The organism is Parasutterella secunda (assembly GCF_016901835.1).
Lineage (GTDB): Bacteria > Pseudomonadota > Gammaproteobacteria > Burkholderiales > Burkholderiaceae_F > Aphodousia > Aphodousia faecavium.
Genome location: NZ_JACJKX010000026.1, coordinates 1 through 11684, shown reverse-complemented (window position 1 = coordinate 11684; position 11684 = coordinate 1). Strand labels below are relative to the sequence as shown.

Genomic DNA, 11684 nt, shown 5'->3' with positions numbered 1-11684 from the left:
TGGAGACATACCAACCGTCGGCTTTTCGAACGACGGTGATATTTTTTGCTTTCCCTTCGATATATTGACTTCGTCTGTACTTCACAAAACCGATACCGGGCAAATAGATCTGTTTGCCTGTCTCATCAATTTTGAATCCCTGCGGATACCGAAAACCGTCTGATGAGCCAAACTTTTTGTGAAAGACCGGGAAATCTGCACGACCAGAAAAGAAGTTTGAATAAGTTCGGGCGAGATCTTTCATGGATTGCTGAAGGCACTGTGAGTAGCACTCTGAGAGCCACAGCATGTCAGGATCTTTTTTCCACTCAGGCAATAAAGCGGAAAGATTCTTGTAGGAGGGATGCTGACCGGTTTTCTTCTCATATTGTTCTTTTGCCCAACTTAGCCCCTTGTTATAAACAAAGCGGCAGCAGCCGGCAAAGCGCGACATTAAGCGTGCCTGACGGCCGTTGGGCTTAAGCTTAAAGAGAAAACCTTGGCGGAACAACATAAGCCGGTATTTTTCAAAGTTTTGAAGCCAATTTTGCTTAAACTAATTGCCAATTATCATTGGCGTTCCTTATATCCCTGGCATTAATGCCGGGGCTTTAAGAAATCTGCGGTAAATTGTGGTTTCGTAAGTTCTCCCATCACTGGCGACATGTGCATTTTTTGCACATACCATATCTTGTGTTAACTCACCTCTTTCGAAGATTTTCTTGAGGTGTTTCCCAATGACTGTTCTGTCGGCAGAAAACAGCTCTGCCATTTGTTTCCGAGTCAGCCACATCGTATCATCTATGATCAAGACACTAACTCGGGGGCCTTCTCCAACCTCGCCATACAAAACTTTAGACTTTTGCAACACCCTGTTTCGCACTTAAAGCTTGGACAATGCTCCTAAAAACTGCATCGCCACGCAACAGACCATAATTATTAAGGCGATAGCAATACCGATTTGCATAATTTTCTTAAACATCTAGACCTCACCGTCGTTGAAAGGCAAAACTGTATCGGCTTTTTTCTCACCGGGCAACTGTTCAACATCACGCAAGCGCCTGCCCATCACATTGGTACGGGTTCTGACACCGGCAATGGCAGTCTTCACACCATCGACTCGTTTTTCCATCGTATCAAGTGCCTCAGCAAATTTTGCAAATTCCGTTTTAACCTGACCGAGCACCATCCAAACTTCTGCGCTTCGTTTCTGAATGGCAAGTGTTCTGAACCCCATCTGCAGACTGTTCAACAATGCGCTCAAAACCGTGGGACCGGCAACCGTAACACGGTAATTATTTTGCAGATCTTCAATAAGGCCGGGGCGTTTGAGACACTCGGCATAAAGCGATTCGCTCGGTAAGAACATCACGGCAAATTCTGTGGTATAGGGCACTTCAATATACTTTTCGTGAATTTTCTTGGCTTCGGCCTTGATTCGTGTTTCAAACGCTTTTGCGTACTTTTCAGCCGATTCAGCATCAGCCCTTTCACGCGCATCCTCAACCTTTTGATAGTCCTCAATCGGAAACTTCGAGTCAATCGGCATCCAAACGAATTCCCCTTCATTGACACCGGGCATTTTGATCGCAAATTCCACGCGATCGTTACTGTTGGGACGAGTGGCAACGTTTTGTTCGTAGTGATTAGGGATGATGTTCTCAAGAATGACCCCTAATTGGACTTCACCGAATGTACCCCGAGTTTTCACGTTAGTCAGAACTCGCTTGAGTTCACCTACCTGACCGGCAATCGTGCGCATTTCTCCTAGTCCCGCTTCCACATCCTTAAGGTGTGCTGCAACCTGTTTGAAACTCTCTGACAGACGAGTTTCCAACGTACTTTGAAGCTTTGTTTCAACCGTATGACGCATTTGCTCAAGTTTTGCATCGTTGTTGCTCTGAAGCGTCTGCAGTTGTCGATTTAAAGTTTCACGAATACCGGCTAACTCTTGGTTAATTCCGAAAGAAAGCTGCGAAACCTGTGTTTTTAATGCCTCTCTGGCTTGAAGTTGTGTGTTGGCATTACCTTGATTAATTTTTTCAATGAGTTCGGTAAAGGCCACCATGTTCTGGTTTTGCGAGTCGGCCAAACGGGAAGACGAATCGTTCATTTCTTTACGCAGATGAGCGTTCGCATTTTGAATACTGTCATTGACCACGGCCTGTATTTTTGTCAGATCAGACCGAGAGCTGTCTTCGATTTTCTTATCCAAAAAGGCAAAGAGGTCGTCCCGGCTTCGGGTTCGGTTGTTAACGACAAAAAACAATAAGACGATCAGAAGAAAACTGAGGAAAGCAAAAATTGTTCCCCAAAATCCAAGAGGTAATTGAGATAAAGAATGGATAACTGTTTGCATAGCCTGGGCCCGTTATTATTAACGAGCCCAAGTATAACCAGACCTACTTCAAAATAAGAGGTTTTCAGGTTCAGTTACGTTTATTTTTTGAATGTGTTGACGATCAAATCAATTTGACCGTTAAAGTAAGGATTAAACGTCAAACGCGCATACGGATGGCCGTCACGATTTTCATTCCAGGATCCGTACCAGAGATTTCGTCTTTGATGACACAGTTCTCGCAAATGATCTTCTTGTCCGCGCAGACAGAATCGCTCAGAACCATTCATTCCGAAGTAGGGGTTATCAGGCGAATAGACCAAACCTAAGTGTGAAAAACTTCTGATCCGGTATTTGGGCAGGTAATCGGTCAAGACCGTCAGTCGTTTATCACTGGCAATGGTGCCCTCGGGCAAGGTATCCCCGTACCAAACAAAGCGTGACCTGGCACTCGTGAATTGTTTTTGCATCAACGGCAACAATTCCTGAGTATCCACAATGCTGTCATTTTGTGCCATGAAAACGACGACCGGCTTCTCGTAAGGAGAACTTTGAAGTCTCCCCATAGCTGAGTCCATGGAATCTTTAAAGGTATCGAGTGCTTGCATCGGAGCGGTTCTGTAACGGAAAGCATTATTGCCGCCTCCTGCTTCTTCAGGCGTTCTGAGCCAATCGATAAAATGGCTCACAAACGGGACGAAATGAACCAGACTCGTGCGAACACTCAAAGCCGGTGAAATCAAAATTAAACCGTCAACAGCTTTATTTTCATAGGCTTCATGAACGGCGAGATTGGCACCGGTCGAAAATCCTGCCAGATACACTTCCGAGACATCGTCTCTGAGGATTTGTGTTTGCTCATCGATGAGTCGATCCCAATCATCAATCGTGACAGGCTGCATATCCTCGGGTTTTGTACCATGACCTGGCAGAACCACCGCTCGCACAAGATATCCTTCATCAGCGAGGCTATTTGCGATATCGACAAAATTGTACGGTGAGTCAGTAAACCCATGAATCATCAACACACCCTTGCCATTGGGGCGAGTAGGCTTGATCTCAAAGGGAACCTGATGAGAAAGTTCTTCCTGACGATTATCGGTTACATAGCGACGATGAGTGTCAATCCAGCGGGTGGTTTCTTCGACATATTGCGAAAAACTCGTTTGCCCTAACGGCATGACATCACGAGCCGTATTGTCTTCAAAAGTGACGCAACCGGCCAACGGAGCCGTTGTAAGGACTAAAACAGATACTAAGAACTTTTGTCGATTAAGCATTTTTCACCGGTTCAATGATCAGGTACGATTCTGATCATACAAAATTTCAGAAAAAAAGAATGTTTCCAAATACAACTTCCAGGAAATGTGTAGGAAAGAATGTAGGAAAGACGAAGCGATTATGCGTAACTTATTGATTTTGCTAAAAGCATTGGCGGAAGGGGTGGGATTCGAACCCACGAACGCTTGCGCGTCGGCAGTTTTCAAGACTGCTGCATTCAACCACTCTGCCACCCTTCCTGATGGTGAGAAGCGGTATTTTAACGAAACAGAGTCCTTGAAACAAGAGCGACACAAAAGAAAATGAAGTATTATGCTTGGATCTATTCTAAGGAGAGTACCGATGGTCCACGAAATCAGTCATGAACAGGTGCAGGAAACAATCCAATCGCACCCGCTTTGCATTGTCAATTTTGGCGCTCCGTGGTGCATTGATTGCCGTCGAGCCGCGCCCTTTTATAAAAAGTTCTCCGAGGAGTTCACGGATGTTCACTTCACTCACGTTGATGTGGGTGATCGTGAAGGACAATTGCGTGAACAGTTAAGAGGTGAATACAACGTCGGCCATATTCCTACAATGATTTTTTATAAAAACGGGCAGGAAGTTGACCGCATCGTTGAAGTTCAAACTCCCAGCGAGTTAAAGCAATTTATTGAACGCTGCAAAGCCTAAGAAAAACTTTTTTATCGTAGGCCTTGAAATTTGGTAAATCACCAGTATAATTTCGGGCTTACGACACAACACCACGGAAGGGTGGCAGAGTGGTTGAATGTACCGCCCTGGAAAGGCGGCGTACGGTTATCCGTACCGAGGGTTCGAATCCCTCCCCTTCCGCCATATGATCTCGACTGTTTAGGCAGCTCGAGATTTTTTATTTTTGTCTATTGAAAACCCCGATTTTGTCAGCGTATGATTGAGCGATCTTTGCGTCAAGTGATTATCTCAGAGCTTATTTTGCGGGAGATCTAATTGTATGAACGCCAAATCTGTCGGCGGCGCTACTCTCATCGGATTGATTGCACCTTTCATGTGGGGTGCGAGTGTCTCGCTTGTGCGAACCATTGCTGAAAATTTCGGTATCGCACAAGGTCAGTGTCTGCTCTATATTGTCGCGGCTGTCGCCTTATTCTTTTTAATCGGTATTCCGAAATTTGAACGTATTCCCTGGCAGTACAAGACTATCGGGTTGGCAACCGCGAATCTTTCCAGTATTACTTTTTGTTTATCGCTCTATTTCTCAGACGGCGGAACGCAAACCATGGAAGTCGGCATGGTCAATTATTTGTGGCCGACTCTGACCATTGTTTTTGCCATTTTATTTAACGGTCAAAAAGCCCGTTGGTGGATTGCTCCGGGTGTCATTTTAAGTTTCTGCGGAATCTATTGGATTTTAGGTAACGGACAAGTCGCCATCGGTTCGTTCATTGATCATATCGGTCAAAACCCGGTGAGTTATTTTTTGGCTCTCATGGCAGCTCTGACTTGGGCAGGCTTTTCCTCAATGACACGGGCCTGGTCCAAGGGCGAAAACATGAGCACCGTTATTTTCTTTTTTGATGTCATGATTTTCGGTTCCTTCTGGGCCATGGGCATAGGAGGCAGTCCCACCGTTACCTGGATGGGAGTGCTCAGTGTTATTCTCGGAGGACTGGCTATGGGAGTGGCTTATGCTTCCTGGACGCATGGCATGAGTTACGGCAACATCACTATTTTAGCTATCGCTTCGTATTTCACACCGGTGCTCTCATGCTTATTCGCTTCGGTCTGGATCGGCGCTCAATTAACCGTTTCTTTCTGGCAAGGTGTTGCCATGGTTGTAGCTGGATCGCTGATTTGTTGGCACGCTACGCGCTCTGTTTCCTCACACAAATGACAGACAAAATAGGAAAGGAACAAAACAAATCAAACGAGCCGATGTCTTTTGCCGAAGGTATCGGTCGTTTGCTTGCCATGATAATGCTTTTGTTGCGCGCATTAGCTATCGGTGTTATCTGTTACTTTCTTTACCGATTCATCGAGCCGTTGCTGCACTGATTATTTGAAAAATCTCAGCCTCAAAGCATTAAGCACCACTGATGTGGATGAAAGGGCCATCGCCGTTCCTCCAATCATCGGTGAAAGCATGGGACCGCCCCAAAGCGCATGCAAAACACCCATTGCTACCGGAATACCAAGAATGTTGTAACCGAATGCCCAACCTAAATTTTGGTAGATATTTCTCAAGGCCGCTTTAGAGAGGCGCAAGGCCGTCAGGACTGACTCCAAGCCGTGACGCATCAAAATCACATCTCCTGCCTGAGCACTCACATCCACCCCATCGGCCACGGCAAAACCGATATCGGCCTGAGCCAGTGCGGGTGCATCGTTAAGCCCGTCGCCAACCATCGCTACTTTGAGCCCCTTTGCTTGAAGTTCACCGATAATTCTCGCCTTATCTTGAGGTAAAGCTTCCCCATAGACTTCATCGATTCCGAGCTCAGATGCTATCTTTTGGGCAGTGCGTTTATTATCACCGCTGATCATTAAGGTACGGATTCCCATTTGGCGCAAAGCCTTAAGCACTCGATTGGACTCGGGTCTGACAGTATCGGCAACACCTATGACCGATATCAACTTCCCGTTTACCGCTAAAAGTAAAGGTGTGCGAGCAAGAGAGCTCATCCTCGAAAGGGCATCTTTTGCCAAACCGATATCAACGGATTCATGAACCATCAGTGAGGCGTTTCCTAAAGCCACTTTTTGGCCGTCAACCACACCGACGAGACCCAAACCGGGCAGAACGGTGGGCTGAGTGGCAAAGACTTCCTCTTTATTGGCAGCAAGAATAGCCTTAGCAATGGGATGCTCAGAGCGCGCTTCAAGACTTGCAGCCAGTCTCAAAGCCGCCTCTTTCGAATAATCAGAAAAAGTCACCGTATCGACAACTTTCGGTTGCCCAAGAGTCAATGTGCCGGTTTTATCAAAAGCAATCACATCGACTTTGCCTGCCATTTCCAGAGCAACGGCATTTTTAATGAGTACACCCAACTGAGCGCCGCGAGCAGTGGCCACCATAATGGAGGTCGGTGTTGCCAAACCCATTGCACAGGGACAAGCAATCACCAAGACTGAAATCATGGCTTTAACCGCCAAAGAGATTGGTTCGTCGCTAAAAAGTGCCCACGCACAGAAAGTTAAAACAGAGAGCACCATCACAATCGGTACAAAGTAAAAACTCACACGGTCAGCCAGGGCGGCTACCGGTGCTTTAGAACTTTGAGCACTGCGCACCAAGCGAATGATTTGCGCCAATGTCGTGTCGTTGCCTAAATGAGTAATTTTCACAATGAGCGGGTGTGTGCCGTTGAGGCTCCCTGCAATGACACTTCCCCCTTCCTTTACAGCGACAGGAATGGACTCACCGGTTAAGAGTGACTGATCGACTTCGCTTGCCCCTTCAAGCACCGTACCATCAACCGGAATTCGTTCTCCGGGCTGCACTAAAACAGCATCTCCTAACATTAATTCCGACAATTTCACGACTTCAGAGCTGCCCTTTTCATAACGTCTGGCCGTTTGTGGCACCAGACGCATTAAAGAGCCGATCGCATCGCTTGCTTTACGCTTGGATTTCGCTTCCATGTATTGCCCGATTGAAATCATGGCAATGAGCACGCCGCACGATTCAAAATACAGATTCATTGCAAAGGAAGCGTCACCCGTAAAAATCATCAGCGTGGAATAAATCGAATACAGGAAAGCAGCCCCGGTTCCGACCGCCACCAGGCTATCCATGTTGGGTGCACCTTGGATTAAGTTAGAGAGGCCGTCACGGTAAAAATGCAGGCCCAAATACATAATCGGCAGCACCAAAAGCAATTGAATCAGTGCAAATACCGATGGAGAAACTTCAGGCGTAATCAGTGTCGGTAGAGGCAGTCCGACCATATGACCCATGGATATGTAAAGCAGCACGACCGCCAAAGCAATCATCGGAGGTAAAGATTTAAACTGAAGGCTTAACGCTTTGGCTGACTCCTCATTTTCCTTTTGCCACTCTTTGACAAGATCAGCCCCTTCGGACAATTTCGCTCCGAAATTTAATTTTTCGATTCGCTCGATTACGGCTTTAACGCCATCCGTTTTACTGATGCCATCTTTCAGTAATACCTGTGCACGATTGGTCGGCAAACTGACACTGACTTTTTCAACTTCAGCCATTTTGGAGACTACGCGCTCAATTCTTGATGAGCAGGCCGCACAATGCATTCCTTTAATCGCTAACTCAAATTTGATCTGTGACATAAAGACTCCGTTTTCTGACAGAGACACTCTATACCCTGAAGTGGCTACAAGGTGCAATATATGAAACAGTCATGATAGTTATCAACAAAGAAGGAGTTCCAAATGAAAAAATTGAAAGTCGACGGTATGCATTGCCAAAACTGCGTTAAGGCGGTCACGGAAGCCGTAAGTGCCTTGCCCGGCGCTAAAGGCGTAGTGGTGAGCCTTGAAAAAGGCGAAGTCACCTGGGAAGAAATGGGCGTCGGCATTGAAGAAGTCAAAGCGGCGATTGAAGACATCGGCTTTGACGCAAGCGAGCCCAAGTGCTGCTGTTGCAAGAAATAGTATCGGTAATGAAAAACCCGCCCGGATCGAATCCCTTGGCGGGTTTTTTCTACTGAATCAGTCCGAAGAAGAGATTAGTAGTTTTCAGCCTTGCGTTGGAAATAAGCCTTGGCATGAGAGCAGACCGGGCAGATTTCGGGAGCTTGCTTACCGATCACAATGTGACCGCAGTTGGAGCATTGCCAAATCGTATCGCCTTCGCTGGAGAAGACCATACCGCCCTTGACACGTTCAAGAAGCTTCAGATAGCGGGCTTCATGTTCTTTTTCAATGGCAGCCACACCTTCAAACAAGAAAGCGATGTCTTCAAAGCCTTCTTCACGAGCTTCGCGGGCCATACGATCATACATATCGGTCCATTCGAAGTTTTCACCGTTGGCCGCATCCTGAAGATTGACTTCCGTGGTGGGCACAGCGCCGCCGTGCAAGAGCTTAAACCAAAGCTTGGCGTGTTCTTGTTCGTTCTTGGCGGTTTCTTCAAAAATCGCAGCAATCTGAACGTAGCCGTCTTTCTTGGCTTGGCTGGCGTAGTACGTGTACTTATTGCGGGCTTGAGATTCGCCGGCAAAAGCTTCCATCAAATTCTTTTCGGTCTTGGTGCCTTTCAGATCCATTTCTTTCTCCTTAATGAAAATGGGACTATTTGATCCATTAATCATAGTAATGACTTTCCGATTATTTTGCTTTGTTAAAAAACAAAAGACTATTGCTTTGATAGAAAGGAAGCTATTCGGGTGTAGAAAAAGAAAAAGGAACTTAAGCGTTCCTCGAAAGAATTTGGTGCGCCGGGTAGGATTCGAACCCGCGACCCCCTGGTTCGTAGCCAGGTACTCTATCCAACTGAGCTACCGGCGCACTGTGAATTTAGTATTTTATTCATTAATAACGTTAAAATCAATATAGGGTTAATACTCTTTTAGCCATTTTTTCTCAAAATAATCAAGCAGTTAGACAGAGCATTGTTCAAACTTCGGATTTTTATTATAAAAATCAATGCGTTAGAAGAACAAATTAAAAAAAGTCACTAAATGTTGTGAAATGGCAAAGAGCCATCAAAAAATATGCTACTGACTAATTGATTTCACCTATGATAAACGGCTGAGAGCAAATGCTCCCTCGGTGCGGTTGTGTCCGTTGCGATTAGCCGTGCCGCTCTGTTTATATTGAGGAGTTGTATATGCAATTGAAACATACTTTGTTGGCCACTGCCTTAGTGGCTGCCAGCGCTACCGCCATGGCTTTGCCGAACGTTGAAGTTTTGGCTACGGGCGGTACGATCGCCGGTGCCGGCCAATCTGCCACGGGTACGGCCTATACCGCTGGTAAGGTCTCCGTGAATCACTTGGTCGCCGCAGTCCCCGCTTTGGCTGAAGTGGCTAACGTTATTCCGAAGCAAGTCGTTCAAATCGGTTCTCAAGACATGACCGATGACGTTTGGCTCAAGCTCGTGAAGACGATCAATGAAGACTGCAACAAGGTTGACGGTTTCGTTGTCACGCACGGCACGGACACGATGGAAGAAACGTCCTACTTCGTTCACTTGACCGCCAAGTGCAACAAGCCGATCGTTTTCGTCGGCGCTATGTTGCCCTCCACCGGTTTGTCCGCTGACGGTCCGAAGAACCTCTACAACGCTGTTGTTGTTGCCGCTTCTAAGGAAGCTGCCAACCGCGGTGTGATGGTTGCCATGGACGACAAGATCATCGGCGCTCGTGACGTGATCAAGACCAACACGACCGCTGTGGAAACCTTCCAAGGTGCTAACTTCGGTACGATGGGTTACGTGTTCAACTCTAAGGTGCATTTCGGCAATACTCCCGCTACACCGCACACCACGCAAACCCCGTTCGACGTTTCCAAGCTGACGTCTTTGCCGAAGGTCGGTATTGTTTACAACTACTCCAACGTTCCTGCTGAACCGCTCCAAGCTTTGTTGAAGGCCGGTTACAAGGGTATCGTTACCGCCGGTGTCGGCAATGGTAACATCCACAAGAACTTGTTCCCGATCCTCGAAAAGGCTGCTAAGGACGGCGTAGCTGTTGTTCGTTCTTCTCGTGTCCCGACGGGCTCTGCCACCAAGGATGCTGAAATCGACGACGCTAAGTACGGTTTCGTTGCCGGTCAATACCTGAACCCGCAAAAGGCTCGTGTGTTGCTGCAATTGGCCTTGACGAAGACCAGCGATCCGAAGAAGATCCAGGAATATTTTGACAAATACTAGTCAAATCGCTGAAACTGTTTAACAGTTTCACCTGGTTTCGATTCAGCCCCGGTCAGCAATGATCGGGGTTTTTGCGTCTTTGCGCTACAATCTCCGGCATCATGACAGAACAATACATCGGACGCTTTGCCCCTTCCCCTACGGGACTTTTACATGCAGGCAGCCTCGTGGCCGCCCTGGCTAGTTTCATCGACGCCAAAGCTCATAACGGCCTCTGGCTCATCCGCATTGAAGACGTAGATACCACCCGCTGCAAAACTGAGTTCTCTCAAGGGATTCTCTCGGTTCTGGATGAACTTCAAATGAAAAGCGACGAACCGATTATTTTTCAAAGCGAACGCCAAGACCGTTACACGGAAGTTCTCAATCAGTTGATCGCCTCGCACCGCGTCTACGGTTGTTCGTGCTCGAGGCATAGCATTGAAGAAGCTAACCGCCAAAGCGGTGCTCCCCTGCACCGCTACCCCGGTAACTGTCGAGGCGGCACCGCCAAACCCATACGCTCATGGCGTTTTTTAACCGACTCCAACCCGATCAGTTTTGTCGATCGGTGGTGCGGACCGTATTCGCAAAATGTGGAAGAGGCCGTGGGAGATTTTGTGCTTAAACGCAGTGACGGACTCTTTGCCTATCAACTGGCCGTTATTGTGGATGATCACGATAGCGGCATCACCGATATTGTCCGAGGGGCAGATTTAATTGATAACACTCCGAGACAGATTGCCGTTTATCGTGCACTGGGCTGGAAAGAGCCTCGTTACATGCACATTCCACTCGTATTGAACGATCGTCATGAAAAACTCAGCAAACAAGGCGGTGCTCGACCGCTAAGCTCTGATTTGTTGCTCGAACTTCAACACGCCTGGATGCATTTAGGTTTTCCGGCTATCAACGCAAAAAATTTCGAAGATTTTTACGGCAAGGCCGTTGTGATGTGGAGAAACCGTTTTGTGTCCTCAACTTTTCAAAAACAAGTTCATAAATATCCAAGTTAAAGTAAAGCTTTAGTAAATAGTTGTCTTTATTGAATTATTTTTCAATTCCCTATTGATTTTTATATTAAACATAGATTATAATATAGACAATCTATGGAGATTGTCATGCCCTCTCTCGAACCGATCCACCCCGTCATGATCGTTAACCAAACCGGGACCGATTACATTGTTCGCTATAAAAACCAGTGGATTAACGGGAAGTCTCGCTGCATCAGCCGCAAAACCGTCGGTAAACTCGTGGGTAATAAGGTCGTTTTCGGCC

Annotated in this window: 11 protein-coding genes and 3 tRNA genes; 6 read left to right on the top strand and 8 right to left on the bottom strand. The window is 46.8% G+C overall.

The window, feature by feature from the left end; genetic code table 11:
• The 5 genes from H5985_RS09050 to H5985_RS09030 all read right to left on the bottom strand — a co-directional run.
• Window positions 1-493: RNA-guided endonuclease InsQ/TnpB family protein (locus H5985_RS09050; protein WP_205050985.1), on the bottom strand; the 493-nt coding region annotated here is incomplete at its 3' end.
• Between the two features lie 69 nt (window positions 494-562).
• A complete protein-coding gene (locus H5985_RS09045; protein ID WP_205050984.1) occupies window positions 563-751 on the bottom strand; it encodes a virulence RhuM family protein in 189 nt (62 codons plus the stop codon).
• 210 nt (window positions 752-961) lie between these two features.
• Window positions 962-2338: a DNA recombination protein RmuC gene (locus tag H5985_RS09040; RefSeq protein ID WP_205050983.1), complete on the bottom strand. Its 1377-nt coding sequence runs from the start codon at window positions 2336-2338 to the stop codon at window positions 962-964.
• A gap of 80 nt (window positions 2339-2418) precedes the next feature.
• On the bottom strand, window positions 2419-3597 hold the full coding sequence (locus H5985_RS09035) for an alpha/beta hydrolase (protein WP_205050982.1): 1179 nt from the start codon (window positions 3595-3597) through the stop codon (window positions 2419-2421).
• 152 nt (window positions 3598-3749) lie between these two features.
• Window positions 3750-3837, bottom strand: a tRNA-Ser gene (locus tag H5985_RS09030).
• Between the two features lie 103 nt (window positions 3838-3940).
• On the opposite strand from H5985_RS09030, the gene H5985_RS09025 reads away from it, so the two are divergent.
• The 3 genes from H5985_RS09025 to yddG all read left to right on the top strand — a co-directional run bounded on the left by H5985_RS09025 (window position 3941) and on the right by yddG (window position 5471).
• Window positions 3941-4270, top strand: coding sequence for a thioredoxin family protein (locus tag H5985_RS09025; protein WP_205050981.1), 330 nt, complete (start codon window positions 3941-3943; stop codon window positions 4268-4270).
• 75 nt (window positions 4271-4345) lie between these two features.
• A tRNA-Ser gene (locus tag H5985_RS09020) sits at window positions 4346-4435 on the top strand.
• A gap of 136 nt (window positions 4436-4571) precedes the next feature.
• Window positions 4572-5471, top strand: a complete 900-nt coding sequence (gene yddG, locus H5985_RS09015) for an aromatic amino acid DMT transporter YddG (protein WP_205050980.1) — start codon at window positions 4572-4574, stop codon at window positions 5469-5471.
• Between the two features lie 161 nt (window positions 5472-5632).
• On the opposite strand, the gene H5985_RS09010 is transcribed toward yddG, so the two are convergent.
• Window positions 5633-7882, bottom strand: a complete 2250-nt coding sequence (locus H5985_RS09010; RefSeq protein ID WP_205050979.1) for a heavy metal translocating P-type ATPase — start codon at window positions 7880-7882, stop codon at window positions 5633-5635.
• A gap of 102 nt (window positions 7883-7984) precedes the next feature.
• On the opposite strand from H5985_RS09010, the gene H5985_RS09005 reads away from it, so the two are divergent.
• On the top strand, window positions 7985-8206 hold the full coding sequence (locus tag H5985_RS09005) for a heavy-metal-associated domain-containing protein (RefSeq protein ID WP_205050978.1): 222 nt from the start codon (window positions 7985-7987) through the stop codon (window positions 8204-8206).
• A 74-nt stretch (window positions 8207-8280) separates the two neighbouring features.
• Here the strand turns inward: H5985_RS09005 and rbr are convergent, their stop codons facing one another.
• Both rbr and H5985_RS08995 read right to left on the bottom strand, forming a co-directional pair.
• The gene (rbr, locus tag H5985_RS09000; protein WP_205050977.1) at window positions 8281-8820 is read right to left on the bottom strand and encodes a rubrerythrin; all 540 of its coding nucleotides are present in this window, start codon (window positions 8818-8820) and stop codon (window positions 8281-8283) included.
• Between the two features lie 164 nt (window positions 8821-8984).
• Window positions 8985-9061 (bottom strand) — tRNA-Arg (locus tag H5985_RS08995).
• 322 nt (window positions 9062-9383) lie between these two features.
• Between H5985_RS08995 and ansB the strand changes: the two genes are divergently transcribed.
• Together ansB and gluQRS are read left to right on the top strand one after the other, a co-directional pair.
• The gene (ansB, locus tag H5985_RS08990; protein ID WP_205050976.1) at window positions 9384-10427 is read left to right on the top strand and encodes an L-asparaginase 2; all 1044 of its coding nucleotides are present in this window, start codon (window positions 9384-9386) and stop codon (window positions 10425-10427) included.
• A 71-nt stretch (window positions 10428-10498) separates the two neighbouring features.
• Window positions 10499-11422, top strand: a complete 924-nt coding sequence (gluQRS, locus tag H5985_RS08985) for a tRNA glutamyl-Q(34) synthetase GluQRS (RefSeq protein WP_239481755.1) — start codon at window positions 10499-10501, stop codon at window positions 11420-11422.
• The last annotated feature ends 262 nt before the right edge of the window (window positions 11423-11684 follow it).